The organism is Yersinia thracica (genome assembly GCF_902170565.1).
In the GTDB taxonomy this organism is placed as follows: domain Bacteria; phylum Pseudomonadota; class Gammaproteobacteria; order Enterobacterales; family Enterobacteriaceae; genus Yersinia; species Yersinia thracica.
Map to the genome: position 1 here is coordinate 1 of NZ_CABHXX010000036.1, position 17436 is coordinate 17436.

Consider the following 17436-nt stretch of genomic DNA (forward strand, 5'->3'; position numbering starts at 1 on the left):
GATTAGAAAGATTGATATTTCATGTTGAAATATCTGACAAATGGACAGACTATTCCGATGAAATAATGTAGGAATCATCCCCATTTAAGACCCATTATTCTCACGCTATAAAAAATAACGTAAATAAAACTGGTTAATCTAGTTTGTAAACTCACATTCCATTAAATAATCCACCATTTCAATATACATTTTGGCGATCTCATTAAAGATATATCTAAAATTTTAGAATCTCTATCATGACCCAATCCATGATAATGCTAGTGGCAAAAAAAACGGCCCCCATAGGGAGCCGCGAGTTAGCCAGTAATATCGAATATGCTTATCACTCGGTCAGTCGCTTATCCGAACCTTGCCGAGTGCTTGCTACAGAATACCCCGCCAGGATGGCGACAAAAATCATAAATAAATGGCCTTCCGAGGAATCCAGCAGGAATGAATTAAAGAAGTTACACGCCATATAACTGGTCAATACAGCTAGCAAAACATTACGCAGAGCCGGTGTCTGTTGCCAAATGACACGGTAACAGCAGACAATCCAGGCCAGGAAAATAATTAAGCCCACCACACCGGACTGGATGGTTTCCAACAGATATTGGTTATGTGGATTGTTGATTTTGTAATTTATTTTTGGATCTTCATAATAGAAACCCCCGGCACCGTGCCCCAGAATAGGGGCGTCTTTAATTAACCTGACGGCCTCAACAGCAAAAGCTGAGCGTTGCCCCATCGACGAGCGACAAGCGCCAGTGACATTAGCGGCGGGCGCGGCCATGCAGACTTTAATCTCATCAATGCCCTGATTTATCCGCTGCGTGGCTTTATTGGGAATCAGCAGCACGGCAACAAATGCCATGGCCCCCAGCACCACTAATAGCCAGCGTTGGCGGCGACCCAGCGAAAAGAACAGCCACACACCTAGCCCGACAACCAGTGCGACATATCCTGTGCGGCCCAAGACCAAAAACAGAACACTGTAACAGGCGGCAGCCACCAGCAGGCCATAGCCCCAGCGTTTCCAGCCCTGACTTTTGCAGGCCAACATCAGCCACAGCATCGCCGACAAGGCCAAGAAGAAGTTCTGGGTAATTTGTAGTTTAAAGAGCGTTGGATTGGCGGGGTCGATATGTCCGATTGGAATGTGTAACACCCCAACAGCCAATGAACCTGCCAACACCACGGTGTTAGCGGCCAGGAAGCCGATACAAAATAGTTTTACCCGCTGTGGCTGGTTAATAAAGAACAGAGCCAGCGGCAAGATATAAAGAAATTTCTTATCCTTACTTACCATTTCTGGGCCATAACTGTTGTGATGAAACAGCAGTGACAGTGCCAATAGCGCAAACATGGCGGCGGGCAAATAGACTAATGGGTTCGTCAGTAAAGGCTTTAATTGCAGTGACTTACGGTTAATAATCAGGCTGATAAGGATTAAAACCAGCGATATATTAATTAGTGGATTCGACGTCGGTAGGGCAATACCTAACAGCAATGCAGCAAAACCGCTCAGTATTTCACTGCGCGGGTGAGCCGGGGGCATACCCGGCGCAGAAGTCGTTGGGGTTATCATAATTCTCTCAGCTTAAGCTGGTTGGAAGCCAAAAATTGGCTGATACACATTTGTTATTAAAAACAGTTAGTTATTAAAAATAGTCTGTTATTAAAAACAAGTCGTCTATTGGCTCATCACTGGCTTTGAGTGCGCCAATCATCAACGGCATCTATGACATCGTTCACAGGGATCGCGTTCAAATAACGATCGGTGGTGTCGGTATCTATCTCATTAGGATGCGGTAAAGTGCGGTAATGTCCGGCCCATAACAGGGTATGTGGAGCTTGCCATGGGTGCCATTGGTTAAGGTTGCTGGGGCCAAATAACACCACTGCCGGGGTTTGTAATGCAGCCGCCATATGCATTGCCACAGAATCTACACCAATAAATAGCTTAGCGTTATCTATCAAGACAGCAAGTTCTGGCAGTGCCAAGAGGCCGGATAAATTAATCACTTTTTCAGGCTGTGTGCAGCCTACAATGATGTCGGCGATATAATCCAGTTCAGCTTTGTCTTTACCACCCGTTAGCAACACAGTTTCACCTTGTTCGGTGAGATGGTTTATCAATTGGCTGAATGACTCACTGGCCCAGGTTTTGAACTTCCAGCGGGCAGAGGGTTGAATCAAGATGTAATCGACAATGTTATGTTGCTGACGCAGTTGTTTTACCCGCTCAATGTCGTGCGGGCCATAAGCCATAGTGACGTCAGTGCTGATATCCGTGAGTTGCAACGGTGCGAGAATGTCCAAATTATTGAGAACAGTGTGCCGTTCGGCTGCATGGGGAATATCGACTAATGTGGAATGACAATAGCGCCATAGCCAGGTATCACGTTTCGGATAATGAAAACCAATGCTGAAGCCCGGTTTTAATAAACGACAATAGGCTGCGGCCCGCCATTGATCAGATAAATTGAGGATCAGATCATAATGGTGTGCTTTCAATGCATTAAACAGCGTTTTTTCACCGCTAATTTGCGCTTTTAAGCCCGCATGTTTGAGGCCGCGATCGACAATAAATGCATGATTAACTGTTTTGTTCTCTCGCAACATTTCTTGCGTTCCGCCATACAGCAGCACGTCGATTTTTGCCTGTGGATAGTTAGCTTTCAACGTATTCAGCAAAGGAGTTGTTAGGAGAACATCGCCGAAATGGCGTAATTTAATCACTAAAATGCGCTTAACATTCTCTTTCTCTCGCAGTATGCCCGGTAAATTATCGGCACTGGCATGAACAGGAGCAGAAAGTTGCCCGGCAGGTGATTCTGTCTTATTTGATGTATTCATCATAGGATGCGCCATCATCGGCAACGAAAGAGGGGGCGATAATGCTATACAACCGTTTACTGCATGGCAATCGTTTTAGCGCCCCATATGCCAATAATAAATAATGATAACAATTTTGTAATGCGTAGGGTTATCCGCAGAGAGAACAGACTGATCGTAAAGACGCCGTAAATACCTCCCTGTAGGCTCGAGCCGCGCCATCCCTGGCGCGGACGCTTTACTCTTCAATCTGTCCTCACCGCTTGGAACGTGTTGCCTGTAATAACTTAATTGACGTCATCGGCGCAGTCAGATTGAGTGCGGACAGCGCGCAAGAACCGGAGCATACACCAGTATGTGACGGTGATGAGCACTGCCCCGAAGCTCAAGCTGGCCAGTAAGATAGCCAATTTTAGAGGCCGGGGGCTTTCCACAGAGACGTCGTCAGCCCACTGTCTACTAATGTCAGTTGATCGGTATACACCGCTTGCCAGTTGGTTTTGGCCGCCTGATACAGTGCTTTATGCTCAGTATTCGGCTGATATTCCCGCTCCCAGCGCACCAGACGTTCACCCGTTTTATCGAGCGCTTCATATAGCCCGACACCCACCCCCGCCGCAATGGCGCAACCTAATGCCGTGGCTTCTTTGACCACCGGCACGCGGACGGGAATGCCGGTCACATCGGCCAGAATTTGGCTCCACAGTTTGCCTTTTGAACCGCCACCGGCAAATACCACCGATGAAGCTTTGACGCCGGAGAATTCGGCAATTTGGGCCAAATTACAGGCCGAGACAATCGCGGCGTTCTCTTCCAACGCACGGAATAAGGTGGCTTTGTTGCATTTTTCCGGGTCGAGCGACAGGTTAATAAAGGAGGGCGCGGCGTGATACCAGGATTTAAAGCGCATGACATCAGAGAAAATCGGCATTACCCCGTAAGCACCAGCGGGCACCCGCGCCGCCATATCTTCCAGCAAGCTGTAAGTATCAACCCCCAGCCGTTGGGCGAGTAATTTCTCTTCGGCGCAAAATGCATCACGGAACCAGCGCATAGTCAGGCCAGTAAAGAAGCTGATAGATTCTGCTTGCACCATGCCGGGAATGACATGCGGGTTAATGCGCGTGTTCATATTGGGGTCAGTAATCGGTTTGGGCAAGTTAACCACTTGCTGCCAGAAAGTGCCGCCCAACACCGCGGTTTGGCCCGGTTGCACCACCCCCAACCCCAAGCAGCCGAGTTGGACGTCGCCACCGCCCATAACGACTGGCGTCCCGACCTGCAAACCACACTCTTGCGCGGCTTGCGCGGTGACATGCCCGAGCAAAGTGCCCGTCTCTTTGACCGGCGATAAGATATCGGCGCGTAATCCGGCCATTTCCAACAAATTCGGCTGCCAGTTGCGAGTGACTAAATCCAACATTCCGGTGGTGCCCGCATTGGAGGGGTCAACCGCCAGTTCGCCGCTGAGCATATTTGCCAGCCAGTCACTTATCATGGTCAATGTCCCGGCCTGACGATAAATATCTGGCCGGTAATGCGCCAGCCACAGTAACCGTGGCATGGCACTCAAAGCCAGTGTTTGACCGGAGCACTGATAGACTTCGAGTTCAAATCCATTGTTGTGTAACTCTTTCAATTCGCTGACTTCGCGGCTGGCACGCGCATCCACATTGGCACAAGCCCAGATAGGTTTGCCGCTGCGGTCATAGAGCACGATGCCCTCGCGCATTGAGCATGCCGCTACTGCACGGATAGCACTGGCGGGTAAGTTGGCCTGATGCAGCGCCTGACGGATGCACTGGCAGGTCAACTTCCAGTTGGTGGTTAAGTCAAACTCCATTGACCCAGGGACATCGGGTACTGGCAGGTGTAGCCATTCAGCCTGTCCGGCGGCTATCTGATGACCATTAAGGTCAAATATCACCGCCCGGACACTGCCGGTGCCGGCATCCAAAGCCATCAGATAATCACCCGATGTGGTCGTAGAGAATTGACTCATTACGCTATCCTCTTTTTATTTATACCCTAAATAATTCGAGTTGCAGGAAGGCGGCAAGCGAGAGAGTCCCGATGAGCTTACATCAGTAAGTGATTCGGGTGATTGAACGTAGCCAACGCACATGCAGCTTGCAGTATGACGGGTATATATGAATTTATGTATAAATCTGTCCTCTACTGCTTTTCTCGAAAAAATAAAAACTATTGGCGTCATTGTCGCAGTCAGATTGAGTGCGGCCAGCGCACAGAGGGCCGGAGCATACAGGTAGTATGTGACGGTGTAGTATGTGACGGTGTAGTATGTGACGGTGTAGTATGTGACGGTCACGAGCACTGCCCAATCTCAAACTAGCAAGAAAAATAGCCAATTAAATCCGTTTGATAATGGCTCTTGCCGTCAGTTCATCCGTCACTAACGCATTCACATACTGGCCTTTCAGCGCTGCAACAATCGCCTCTGCCTTTTCAACGCCACCCGCTACCCCAATCACTGTCGGGATGTTGGTCAAATCTGTCAGCGAAATACCGATTAACTCCTGATGAATCTGCAACTCTGCCGCTAATTCGCCGTCTGCTTGCATAAAGTAGCCGAGGATATCGCCCACTGCGCCTTTGCGGCTGAACATCAGTTGCTCACCTTCGCTGATATAACCGGAGCGCAAAATAGTGGCTTCTTTTTGTTGATTGACCGAGCCAATCCCCACCACGGCGACATCCGCCGCACACGCCGCCAGCATCACATCGCGCACGCTGTTTTCCTGACGGAATGTGTCGGCGACTTTAGCACTGGAAGCCCGCAATGGCGCAGGGATAATACTGACCTGACAGGCCGCATCAAGCTGCCCAATCCCGGTCATATAAGAGCCGACCCCACCGGAGAGGGTGACCAAACGCACCTGCTGAGAAGCAATAAAGCCGCTCAAATGCTGCAAGGCGCACATGGTGGTTTCGCCAAAACCGACCGCCAATAGCTGCTGCGGTTGTATCAATGCCATCAATAAATGTGCCGCACCAATTCCCAACCGGCTGCTAATACTGAGGTCAGCCAGTGACGGCAAAATACGGATATGCTTGAGGCCAAAATGCTGTTGCAGCGCGTTTTCCAGTTCCAGACAACCCTCATAGCGCGAATTGATCTGTACCCGAATAACCCCAGACTGACGGCCTTTCTCCAGCAATCTGGAGACCTTCAATCGGGTCAGCCCCAGCAGTTCGCCAATATCCCCTTGTGTTAAGCCATCGTGATAATAAAACCACGCAATGCGAGCGAGCAGTTCCTCTTCACTCATGCTATTACCCGGATATTTGTATTCATCGTTGGACGACATAAGTTTTTCTTTCATCATTAGCCGCGATCCCTATTGCCGCTTTCTCATTCTTCATTGATTCATCATCGATCAGAAATCTACAGTCTGAATTGGTAACTACGCTAACAGCTTAAATGACACATTTGAACATATTTTAATTTAAATTTTTTTATTCACGATTTTGTGATCTTGATTACGCCATGAATGGGATTATGCGGCTATCTTTTTTGAACACTTTTAATTTTAATTTATTTTTGTTCAAATCGCAGGAGCTACTGATGCCACAGACTAATCCGCCCCCCCTGCTCCAGGTTCGTGGTATCAGCAAGCAGTTTTCCGGCGTTATAGTATTGAAAAGTATCGATTTTACTCTGCTTCCGGGTCAGGTTCATGCCCTGCTCGGGGGGAATGGCGCGGGGAAATCGACACTGATGAAGATCATCGCCGGGGTGCTGCCCGCTGACAGCGGCACTATTGAAATAGATGGGCAACTTTGTTCCAACCTCACTCCAGCCAAGGCCCACCAGCTCGGTATTTATCTGGTGCCACAGGAACCCATGCTGTTCGCTAATTTGTCGGTGCAGGAAAATATTCTGTTCCGCTTGCCGAAGCATCAAGCGGATAAAAAGAAAATGGCGCAGTTGCTGCACAGTTTGGGCTGCCATTTGGATTTGTCGGTCAGTGCCGGTTCGCTAGATGTAGCTGATCAGCAGTTAGTCGAGATCATGCGCGGTCTGATGCGCGACTCGCGCATTTTGATTTTGGATGAACCCACCGCCTCGTTAACACCCGCGGAAACTCACCGTTTATTTAACCAAATCAAAATGTTATTGCAGCAAGGGGTCGGAGTGGTGTTTATCTCCCACAAACTGCCGGAAATTCGCCAATTGGCGGATTGGGTCAGTGTGATGCGCGATGGCGGGATTGCGCTGAGTGGCGCGACCACCGATTTCTCCACCGAGACCATTATTCAGGCGATAACTCCGCAAGCTAAAAACAGTGAATTAACCGATACCCAAAAGTTATGGCTAGAGCTACCCGGTAACCGCCGCTCGCAAGCACGGGCGCAATCCAATCAGCCGGTGATACAAGTGAGCGACCTGAGCGGCGAGGGTTTTGCCCATATTTCTTTTGAGGTGCGCGCCGGTGAAATTCTCGGGCTGGCGGGGGTAGTCGGTGCGGGCAGAACCGAGCTGGCCGAAACGCTCTATGGCTTACGGCCCGCCAACGGTGGCCGCGTTATGTTGGAAGAGCTAGACATCACCGCCATGAAAACCGTCAATCGGCTGGCAACCGGCCTGGTTTACTTGCCAGAAGACCGGCAGGCCTCCGGCCTCTATCTGGACGCCCCGCTGAGCTGGAATGTCTGTTCGCTCACTCAGGGCCACCAAGGGATATGGACTCATCCGGCGCAGGAAGCCGCTATTTTGGAGCGCTATCGCCGCGCGCTAAACATCAAATTTAGCCACCTCGAACAGCCGGTTCGGACGCTATCCGGTGGCAATCAACAAAAGCTGCTGATCGCCAAATGTCTGGAAGCCAACCCGCTGCTACTGATTATTGATGAACCGACCCGTGGTGTGGATGTGTCGGCCCGCAGTGATATTTATCAATTGATCCGCAGCATTGCCTCGCAGCATGTGGCGATCATTTTTATCTCATCGGATCTGGAAGAAGTGGTGCAAATGGCGGATCGCGTGTTGGTTATGCACCAGGGGGAAATCAGTGGCGTGCTGGAGGGCGGTGCAATGAATGTCGACACCATTATGCACTTATCTTTTGGTGAACAGGCCGCTTTTGGTGAACATCAGACCGACGCCCACCAATCTGCTGAAAATGAGGGCGCATCATGTTGAAATTTATTCAAAGCTATCAATTTATTCAAAGCTATCGATTCATTCAAAACAATCGCGAAGGCACCGCCCTGCTGGCGATCCTCGCCTTATTTGCCCTGCTCGGTGTGATTGATCGTAATTACTTCAATTTGCAAACTTTCACCATGATCTTCAGTAGCGCACAGATCCTGATCCTGTTGGCGATCGGCGCGACCATGGTGATGCTGACCCGCAATATTGATGTCTCCGTCGGCTCAATCACCGGCTTGTGTGCGGTGACAGTCGGCATGGCGCTCAATGCCGGTTTCGGGCTGGCGCTATCTTGCTTGTTTGCTCTGCTGGTCGGCATGGTGGCCGGTTTCTTTAATGGCATTCTGGTGACTTGGCTGCGCATCCCGGCGATTGTCGCCACACTGGGCACTCTGGGGCTGTATCGCGGCCTGATGCTGTTGCTGACCGGCGGCAAATGGATTGAGGGGCTACCCGCTGACCTCAAAAGTCTATCAACACCAATTCTGTTTTCCATCTCGCCCATTGGCTGGCTGATTATGTTGTTGATTGTGTCCATGGCCTTACTGCTGGGCAAAACCGCCTTTGGCCGCAGCTTTTATGCGACCGGCGATAACTTGCAGGGCGCACGCCAATTGGGGATCCGCACTGATAGCATTCGTATTTTTGCTTTCTCGATGAATGGCGTGATGGCGGCTCTGGCGGGGATTGTTTTCGCCTCACAAATTGGCTTTATCCCCAATCAAACCGGCAGCGGCTTGGAAATGAAAGCCATTGCCGCCTGTGTTCTCGGCGGCATCAGCTTGCTCGGCGGCACCGGCACCATCATTGGCGCGATCCTCGGGGCTTATTTACTGACACAAATCGACAGCGTGCTGGTGCTGCTGCGCCTACCGGCGTGGTGGAATGACTTTATCGCCGGCTTGGTGCTGTTGGCAGTGCTGGTATTCGATGGCCGCCTGCGCTGCGCCGTCGAGCGCAATATCCGCCAACAAAAATATGCCCGTTTTACCGCCCGTCCGGCAGTTTCTGATAAGTCGACAGTATCGGATAAGAAAGTAAAACCGAACAATAGCAAAGCACCGAGTAGTAAATCATTCACTAAGAAGGAGGCAGCACGATGAATATCTATCGGCGTTATGGATGGGAACTGGCACTGGCCGCCTTGTTAGTATTGGAAATAGGGCTGTTTGGTTTATCCAATTCGCGCATGTGGGACATCAATGTGCTGCTGTTCAGTACCAGTGATTTTATCTGCATCGGCATCGTCGCCCTGCCGCTCACCATGGTGATTGTCAGTGGCGGCATTGATATCTCATTTGGCTCCACTATTGGCTTGTGCTCAATATTCCTCGGGGTGATGTTTCAAGCCGGCGTCCCGATGAGCCTCGCTATCCCGCTGACACTGGCGGTGGGCGCACTCTGCGGTTTGATTAATGCCGGGCTGATTCTGTATACCGGCGTCAACCCGCTGGTCATCACCCTCGGCACCATGTATCTGTTTGGCGGCAGCGCCTTGTTGTTATCCGGTATTTCCGGCGCGACCGGTTATGAAGGTATTGGCGGCTTCCCAACCGCCTTTACCGATTTCGCCAATCAAACTTTATTCGGCCTGCCGGTGCCGCTGGTCATCTTTATGGTCTGCGTGTTGCTGTTCTGGTTGCTGATGCACCGCACCCACAGTGGCCGTAATGTTTTTCTTATCGGGCAAAACAGCCGGGTGGCACGATACAGCGCCCTGCCCATCGCGCGCACCTTGTGCATCTTGTATGCCTTGACCGGCGTGGCCTCCGCCATTGCCGCTATCTTGTTGGTTTCTTACTTCGGCTCGGCACGATCTGACTTAGGGGCATCATTCCTGATGCCTGCTATCACCGCCGTGGTGTTGGGCGGGGCCAATATCTATGGTGGCTCCGGCTCCATCCTCGGCACGGCACTGGCGGTATTACTGGTGGGTTACTTGCAACAAGGCCTGCAAATGATTGGCACGCCCAACCAGATATCCAGTGCGCTGTCTGGCGCATTGCTGATTCTGGTGGTGGTCGGGCGCTCCATTAGCCTGCACCGGCATTTGATTTATGAATGGCTACAACGCCGCAGAAACACTGTTAATTAACCTGTTGTTTTTATTGAAATTGCCAACACCTCGACCCTACATCGGAGATAGCCATGAAAACACCAAGATTAAAAAAGCTGGCGCTGATTTGTGCCCTCGGATTTGCCGGTATCACTTTTAGCGCTATAAATGCCGCGCAAGCTGCGGAACGTATCGCATTTATCCCGAAATTAGTCGGGGTGGGCTTCTTTACCAGCGGCGGTAAAGGTGCCGTCGATGCCGGTAAAGAGCTGGGGGTGGATGTCACCTATGATGGCCCGACCGAACCGAGTGTCTCCGGTCAGGTTCAGTTAATTAATAACTTTGTTAATCAGGGATATAACGCCATTGTGGTCTCTGCGGTTTCACCCGATGGCCTGTGTCCGGCATTAAAACGCGCGATGCAGCGGGGGGTCAAAATCCTGACTTGGGACTCTGACACCAAACCCGAATGTCGCTCGCTGTATATCAACCAGGGAACCCCCAATCAGTTGGGGTCGATGCTGGTTGATATGGCGGCCAATCAGGTGAAAAAAGACCAAGCCAAAGTCGCATTTTTCTATTCCAGCCCGACAGTCACCGACCAAAACCAATGGGTGAATGAGGCGAAAAAGAAAATCCAGCAAGAACACCCCGGCTGGGAAATTGTCACCACCCAGTTTGGCTATAACGACGCCACTAAATCACTGCAAACCGCTGAAGGTATTTTGAAAGCCTACAGCGATTTGGACGCGATTATTGCTCCCGATGCCAACGCCCTGCCCGCTGCGGCACAAGCAGCTGAAAACCTCAAACGCGACAATGTGGCGATTGTCGGCTTCAGCACCCCGAATGTGATGCGCCCTTATGTTCAACGCGGCACGGTCAAAGAATTCGGCCTGTGGGACGTAGTTAACCAAGGCAAAATCTCGGTGTATGTCGCCAATGAAATGCTGAAAAAAGGCGATTTGAATGTTGGCGATAAAATTGATATCCCGAACATTGGCGTGGTCGAGGTGGTGCCCAACCGTGTTCAGGGCTATGACCATGAAGCTAAAGGCAACGGCATTGTCTTACTGCCACAGCGGGTCATTTTCACCAAAGAGAACATCGACAAATACGATTTTTAATCTCGGCGGCCCGCCCCAGCGGCGGGCTTGAACAGACCTAAGGGAGTAATGACAGATGGCTGATTTAGACGATATCAAAGACGGTAAGGATTTCGGTATTGGCGTACCACAGCAGAATCCTGCATTTACACTGAAAGGCTGCGGTTCGCTGGATTGGGGGATGCAGTCTCGTCTGGCGCGGATTTTTAATCCAAAAACCAACCACACGGTGATGCTGGCATTTGACCACGGCTATTTTCAGGGGCCGACCACCGGTCTGGAGCGAATTGATATCAACATCGCCCCACTGTTTGAATATGCCGATGTCTTAATGTGCACCCGTGGAATTTTGCGCAGCATCGTGCCCGCCGCGGCCAATCGCCCGATTGTACTGCGCGCCTCTGGCGCAAACTCAATTCTGACAGATTTATCCAATGAAGCGGTGGCAGTGGCAATGGAAGATGCCCTGCGGCTCAACTCCTGCGCGGTGGCAGCACAGGTTTACATTGGCACCGAGCACGAGCATCAATCTATTAAAAACATTATCCAGTTAGTTGACCAGGGCATTCGCTACGGTATGCCGACCATGGCGGTCACCGGTGTTGGTAAAGATATGGCGCGCGACCAGCGTTATTTCTCTCTGGCTACCCGTATCGCCGCCGAAATGGGCGCTCAGGTGATCAAAACTTATTATGTCGACAGTGGCTTTGAGCGCATTGCCGCCGGTTGCCCGGTGCCTATCGTGATAGCGGGTGGTAAAAAACTCCCTGAGCGCGATGCGCTGGAAATGTGCTATCAGGCGATAGATCAAGGCGCATCTGGTGTGGATATGGGCCGTAATATCTTCCAATCCGACGCCCCGATTGCCATGTTGAAAGCGGTTCACGCCGTGGTGCATAAAAATGAAAATGCAGAAACGGCATATAAGCTGTTTTTACATGAAAAAGGCTGAGTTAGCTGGCCGCTGATTGGCCAGTAATGACAAGGAAACCCTTGGTGATAAGGGGATTTTTTACAATAAGGAGGAAGAGGTATGCATGTCACCCTCGTCGAAATTAATGTAAAAGACGGCAAAGTTGAGCAGTTTATTGCGGTTTTCCGTGCTAATCACTTGGGTTCTATTCAAGAGGCGGGAAATTTACGTTTTGATGTCTTGCAGGATGAATCAATCCCAACACGCTTTTATATCTATGAAGCTTATGTTGATGAAGACGCCGTCGCCGCTCATAAAAAGACGGCCCATTATCTGAAATGTGTTAAAGAGTTAGAGGGATTGATGACCGGCCCGCGCAAGAAAACTGTCTTTAATTGCCTTATGCCTTAACCCATCCGGGCAGCCGCTTCCTCTCGCTGCCCTTTCTTCTTGTTTCTTACTTCTTGCTCAATAAAAACGTCCTGCTCAATAAAATACTCAATTTGCGCTATTTACCGAGTTGGAACAACAAGGCAAATTTAGCACTCAGACCGTCAAGCGCGGTAATTACACACTCAATCAGATAACACCTATCAATAAAATGTTTGCTTTGAGTTATTCTTAACGCCGAAAGTAATAATGACGGTATTGCTCACCCGGTGCTGTAATACCCACCGTAAAACAGGAGTTTCTATGAATATGACTCATCGCCTCATCCTCGCTTTGGCTTTCTCCAGCACACTGTTGGCTAGCGCAGCTCACGCAAACAGCTTATTAGACTCAGTAAAAAGTGCCGCAGATCAGTACAGTAAATCAGGCGACAGTTCGTCTTCACTGTCATCACTGACCGGTTTACTCAATGGCGGCGATAAAGCCCTTAGCGCCAGCACCATGACCAATGCCGCCGGTATTTTGCAGTATTGCGTGCAAAATAATGTGTTATCGGCCAAGGGGACTACGGCGATTAAAGATCAATTGATGAGCAAACTGGGGATCACCAGCACTGAGAATGCCAAGAGCCAGGATTATCAGGAAGGCCTTGGTGGATTACTGAAAATCGGTGAAGGGAAGCAGCTGAATTTGAATGACCTGGGTAGTGAGCAAATCACAGAAAAAATTAAAACTAAGGCCTGCGATTTAGTACTGAAACAGGGTCAGTCATTCTTGTTGAAATAACGGGATGAGGAATGGCAGAGCGCAGCTTGCGGCTGCGTTTTTTTATACTGATATAGCCCGCTAATTGGGGAGAAATACGTTTTTATTTTTCGTAGTTTCAGGATGAATATTTTTACTGGGTAATTATCTACCACTTAAGAAAATATTCTGGCGGTGATAAGCCATTTGCCTTTCATCGGGGAAAAACTGAACCGGTAATCGCAGTTTTCGTCCTTCATATTTAGCAAAATTATCTTCACTGATACGGCTTTTGAGTTTTTTGATCTGAGGGGATAACACCATTTCCAGATGTTCATTAAAGGTGATTAATCCCTGATCAAAAGCCCGGTCATGCAAGCTCGACAGACAGAGGCCATTACTGGGATTAAGCCGATGCTCTGCACCCTGACTCCAGGGGCGAATATGGCTGGCGACTAATAATGCCGGTTCTTCTAACTCCGTAATACAGCAGCGACCCTCATAAACTTGCAATACGTTTTTACGAAACAGCTGCTGGCCAACCCGCGCTTTAATAATGGCGGTTCTTTCTTTGCCACTGAAATCTTTAATGCCGCTATCAAAGAATTTGGTCACCGGTTTTTCTAATTGGCCGATAGCCTGCTGACATTGCTGCTCAAAAACTTCAGCATTTTCATTAAGTTCCAGCCATAAGGCACGATCTGCATTAGATGCGCCACTCAGCCCTTTTCGGCCCGAGTCGATAATAAAGGGGTCCAAACTGGCGAAATTAACTAATTTCATCGCCAATGCCGAGGGTGTTCGGCCAATTAATGCTGCGTAATGAATAATATCGGGATTCTTGGAATGTAATTTGCCAAAGGGAATTTGGCTATATAGGGTAAATGCAACTAACAGTTGATCCCGCGTCCAGTGATTTACCGCCATGTATCGCCATCCAGAATGAGTGAGCCGCCTTATTGAATGCGCTAACTATGCCAGGTGTGGAGGTGAATGGGTATCCACAATTGCCGCAATATACTCGCCCCTTATGCAAAAGGGAGTGTGATTTCAGATGCCAGTTTGTGGGCGTTATTGGGGGCTGCGGAAGGTTTGTCCTATTCTGCCGCCAATGGCGAAATCACCGCCGAACAGGCGAAATCTGAATTGTTTGAGTTAATTATGGCGATAGTGGAAAGAAGTATCAGTCAGGCGGGCCGCAATTAGGAATTGTAAATAACATAATTAATGGATTATTACTAAAGCCCTCCCCCGCACATCGGGGGAGGATTTATATTATTCACTGCAACATTAAACCGTTTCTTCTGATTCAAGCGGCTTTTGATTACGACTGACGACCACTTTGAACGCCCAGTAGATAAAGCTGGCAGCAACTAATGAGTTGATGGTTGGGATTCCCCACTCGGTCACTAGCCCGACAACACTGCCGATTATGCTGGCTATGATCGCGACCCAGCCAATGACAGGCGTCTGTTTTTCATCAGGTAATTTCCCTTCTTCTCGGCTTTTATCCAGAATTTTACGATGGGAGCGCAGCACATAATAATCCACCAGCATGATGCCAATAATCGGTGGGAAGACTACGCCGAGCACCGTCAGGAAATCGACAAACCGGTCGAGTATCCCCAACACTGACAATGTGGTGCCCAGCACGCCAATGACCAGTGTGGTTGATATATATTTCAGCCTTTTTCCCGTCAGCCCCTCGACCGCATTAACAATGCCGAGTGAAGAAGAGTACAAATTAAGGTCATTAACCCTTAAGGTGGAGAACACCACGACCAGCAAACCCGCGCCACCAGCAGCTTGGGACATGATTGTCACGACATCTGCCGTCCCCAAGGTTTTCGCAATCAGGATGGCCAACCCATTGACCACAAACTCGCCCGCAACAATAGTGAAAATCGTCACACCAAGAACATGTTTGCCGTTTTTGGAGTAGCGCGTCAGGTCTGGCGTCATCAAGCTTGCCACAATAGCGCCCCCAACCACGATAGTAATCCCCGCGCTAATAGACAAAGATTCACCCGGCGGGATTAACTGAATAATTTCATTTAAATTATGGCCAGATAATGTGCTGATGGAGATATAAGCCACCAGTAAAATAAACATCGGCACAGCAATTCGCGCCGCAATGCGCAATGCTTTAAAACCAAAGGCAACCAGGATGGTCAGTAAGCTCCCCGATAATGCAGCCGCTAATCCGAATCCCAGTTTATGACCGAGGGCGAAATCGAGAGATTTGGCAAAAATAGCGTTTTGAATACCAAACCAACCCAGCAAACTGACCGCCACGACAATCCCAATCAGTACCGATCCCAGGCGACCAAAACCACACCAACGGGCCAGTAAACTGCCGGAAATTCCTTCGCGCATCCCCGCCAGCCCCAGGCCGTAAGTCACCACACCAAATATAATGCTGCCGATAAGAATTGCGGTAAACGCATCAATTAGCGTCATAGAATTACCGAGTACAGCACCGAGCATAAATTGATCTAGCGCGGTCAGCATACCCATATGAACAATAGCGACACTTAGAAATGAAACTCTTTTATCTTGCGGTACCCGACTTAATGGATAATCTTCAATTTTGATCACGATGAGGTGTGCCTTGTTGTTCAGATAGCTTGTTGTTCAGATAAATTGTTGTTCAGATAAATTGGATTCCTTTTGCCACCAGGCGGTCAGGAATGTAATTATCCAAATGCGCCAGTTTGCAAAACTCCTCAAACTGTTGCTGCGTGTGGACATCAGCCTTCTGATAAATTGTATATATTCTGTTTTCTATCGTTTTGGCGCTGATGTTATATATCTTTGCAATCTCTTTAACAGAAAATCTTTGCAGCATTAGAAATATAACATCAAGCTCAGCTCGAGTGAAAATACTGTTATTAATTTCAGTTGTCAGAATACTGGGCTTTTGTTGATTGATATATTTTAGTGGGGATAAGGTATTAAGTGGCTTAGCATTCCACATCACGCCAATAACTTCTTTTTTATCGTTATAGACGGGCAGTTTCTCGCTGATATACGGAGTCAGAGTATTTTTCCCATACCAATAATGGGTTTCTATTACAGTAACCCGATCCTGAGTTTCCTCTGTTTGTTTGTCGTGCTCGATCAGGTCAAGAGAAAATTCAGTCCAATCCCCTGGAAAATCATGGTCCATCTTCCCCTCAACCTCAAAATCCAACGGTGTATTGGTGTAGAGGTAAGCGGCCTTATTCATATAAATATGGCGGGAGTGCAGATCTTTAATGCCCCATGGTTCACTTAAGTGCTCCATCATGGCAATAAGGCCCTTGAAATAAATTTCATTATTTTTATCGGGCAAATCCATGGCAACCTCGCCGATGAAGAATGGGTTAAATTTCTTTTGCCAGATAGTGCCGCGTATGCTTTTTAGCATACCCGCCTAAATTACCATATGCGCGATAGCCTAATTTTTCATAAAAACCTTTGGCTTGAAAATCGAAAGTATCTACATAAGCCATGTGACAACCGCGCTTTAAAGCTTCTTCTTCAGCTTTTTCCATTAACTGGCGGCCATAACCGCTTTTACGATATTCGTCACTGACCCAAAGGTATTGAATTTCAAGCCCGCCCCACCAGGTTCTGGCAACCAATCCCGCTACGACTTTGCCATTATCATCCGTCACGGTTAAGAATAGCGGATGGATATCTACCGGTTGTGTTTTATCATTGTGCGCCCAAAGACCATCAATAACATACTCTTCATCCTCTGGGTTTGGTTTATCGGTAACGTTGATATTCATTTTCGGAACATACCTTCCTATTTCAAGAGTTAAAATTGCCATCAGATTAATCGATTACAACTGTCTGTAATATCATTTTCCTTAAAGTGTTACAAGAGTGGTTTTCACCCGTTCCCGCCGCCCCCCTAAGTGTTTATATTTACTGTGACAGAGCTTGTAATGGCAATCTTTCTTTCTTGTTCTGTCTGCAAATGCTGATATCGCCTCACCAGGGCCTCATCGGGGAAATCTATCCATAATTCACGGCTCCACCCACAGAGCAAGAGTCACTTGCCAAAGGGGGAGCCGCTCATCTCTCTTCCAATGCATTAAGTTTATTTCTTAATATTGACCCTTTAGCCAAGAATAAATTTTTGCGGAGCAAGAATTAAAAAAGCCACCTTAGGCTTAATGCCAGTCAGTTAAGCAACTGACTGGCATTTTTACGTCTCGCTGTTGGGTATTTTTCTGGTCTTTCTTTA

At 48.8% G+C, this 17436-nt stretch carries 16 protein-coding genes; 8 read left to right on the plus strand and 8 right to left on the minus strand.

The window, feature by feature from the left end; genetic code table 11:
- Positions 1 to 322: 322 nt before the first annotated feature.
- From waaL-ps to lsrR, 4 genes are all read right to left on the minus strand, one after another.
- Positions 323 to 1567 (minus strand): O-antigen polysaccharide ligase WaaL-ps, encoded by a 1245-nt coding sequence (waaL-ps, locus tag FTA91_RS05595; RefSeq protein WP_145535538.1) that lies wholly within the window; start codon positions 1565 to 1567, stop codon positions 323 to 325.
- A 116-nt stretch (positions 1568 to 1683) separates the two neighbouring features.
- Complete coding sequence (gene rfaQ / locus FTA91_RS05600; protein ID WP_145535540.1) at positions 1684 to 2841, minus strand: putative lipopolysaccharide heptosyltransferase III; 1158 nt, start codon at positions 2839 to 2841, stop codon at positions 1684 to 1686.
- Between the two features lie 388 nt (positions 2842 to 3229).
- Positions 3230 to 4819, minus strand: a complete 1590-nt coding sequence (lsrK, locus tag FTA91_RS05605) for an autoinducer-2 kinase (protein WP_050113600.1) — start codon at positions 4817 to 4819, stop codon at positions 3230 to 3232.
- A 367-nt stretch (positions 4820 to 5186) separates the two neighbouring features.
- Complete coding sequence (gene lsrR / locus FTA91_RS05610; RefSeq protein WP_050113599.1) at positions 5187 to 6164, minus strand: transcriptional regulator LsrR; 978 nt, start codon at positions 6162 to 6164, stop codon at positions 5187 to 5189.
- 239 nt (positions 6165 to 6403) lie between these two features.
- On the opposite strand from lsrR, the gene lsrA reads away from it, so the two are divergent.
- The 7 genes from lsrA (at position 6404) to FTA91_RS05645 (ending at position 13241) form a co-directional block, all read left to right on the plus strand.
- Positions 6404 to 7981: an autoinducer 2 ABC transporter ATP-binding protein LsrA gene (gene lsrA / locus FTA91_RS05615; RefSeq protein ID WP_050113598.1), complete on the plus strand. Its 1578-nt coding sequence runs from the start codon at positions 6404 to 6406 to the stop codon at positions 7979 to 7981.
- Positions 7975 to 9093 carry an autoinducer 2 ABC transporter permease LsrC gene (lsrC, locus tag FTA91_RS05620; protein WP_145583032.1) on the plus strand — a complete coding sequence of 373 codons (1119 nt, stop codon included), beginning with the start codon at positions 7975 to 7977 and terminating at the stop codon, positions 9091 to 9093. Before lsrA ends, lsrC begins: the two co-directional genes overlap by 7 nt.
- Entirely contained in the window at positions 9090 to 10085 is a 996-nt protein-coding gene (gene lsrD, locus FTA91_RS05625; RefSeq protein WP_145535543.1) for an autoinducer 2 ABC transporter permease LsrD, read from the plus strand. Before lsrC ends, lsrD begins: the two co-directional genes overlap by 4 nt.
- Positions 10086 to 10138: 53 nt before the next feature.
- The gene (lsrB, locus tag FTA91_RS05630; RefSeq protein WP_145583034.1) at positions 10139 to 11173 is read left to right on the plus strand and encodes an autoinducer 2 ABC transporter substrate-binding protein LsrB; all 1035 of its coding nucleotides are present in this window, start codon (positions 10139 to 10141) and stop codon (positions 11171 to 11173) included.
- 55 nt (positions 11174 to 11228) lie between these two features.
- Entirely contained in the window at positions 11229 to 12104 is an 876-nt protein-coding gene (gene lsrF / locus FTA91_RS05635) for a 3-hydroxy-5-phosphonooxypentane-2,4-dione thiolase (RefSeq protein WP_050291564.1), read from the plus strand.
- An 81-nt stretch (positions 12105 to 12185) separates the two neighbouring features.
- Entirely contained in the window at positions 12186 to 12476 is a 291-nt protein-coding gene (gene lsrG, locus FTA91_RS05640) for a (4S)-4-hydroxy-5-phosphonooxypentane-2,3-dione isomerase (protein ID WP_050113594.1), read from the plus strand.
- A 282-nt stretch (positions 12477 to 12758) separates the two neighbouring features.
- Entirely contained in the window at positions 12759 to 13241 is a 483-nt protein-coding gene (locus FTA91_RS05645; RefSeq protein ID WP_050113593.1) for a YjjA family protein, read from the plus strand.
- A 123-nt stretch (positions 13242 to 13364) separates the two neighbouring features.
- On the opposite strand, the gene FTA91_RS05650 is transcribed toward FTA91_RS05645, so the two are convergent.
- Entirely contained in the window at positions 13365 to 14126 is a 762-nt protein-coding gene (locus FTA91_RS05650) for an HNH endonuclease (protein ID WP_050113592.1), read from the minus strand.
- A gap of 66 nt (positions 14127 to 14192) precedes the next feature.
- Here FTA91_RS05650 and FTA91_RS05655 point away from each other — a divergent pair, with 66 nt between their 5' ends.
- Positions 14193 to 14405, plus strand: a complete 213-nt coding sequence (locus FTA91_RS05655; RefSeq protein WP_227507652.1) for a hypothetical protein — start codon at positions 14193 to 14195, stop codon at positions 14403 to 14405.
- An 84-nt stretch (positions 14406 to 14489) separates the two neighbouring features.
- Here the strand turns inward: FTA91_RS05655 and FTA91_RS05660 are convergent, their stop codons facing one another.
- From FTA91_RS05660 to FTA91_RS05670, 3 genes are read right to left on the minus strand one after another with little or no spacing between them, the layout of a single operon-like run.
- A complete protein-coding gene (locus tag FTA91_RS05660) occupies positions 14490 to 15797 on the minus strand; it encodes a cytosine permease (protein ID WP_145535549.1) in 1308 nt (435 codons plus the stop codon).
- A gap of 52 nt (positions 15798 to 15849) precedes the next feature.
- On the minus strand, positions 15850 to 16539 hold the full coding sequence (locus tag FTA91_RS05665) for a helix-turn-helix transcriptional regulator (protein ID WP_050113732.1): 690 nt from the start codon (positions 16537 to 16539) through the stop codon (positions 15850 to 15852).
- A 25-nt stretch (positions 16540 to 16564) separates the two neighbouring features.
- The gene (locus tag FTA91_RS05670; RefSeq protein WP_050113590.1) at positions 16565 to 16975 is read right to left on the minus strand and encodes a GNAT family N-acetyltransferase; all 411 of its coding nucleotides are present in this window, start codon (positions 16973 to 16975) and stop codon (positions 16565 to 16567) included.
- Between the last annotated feature and the right edge of the window lie 461 nt (positions 16976 to 17436).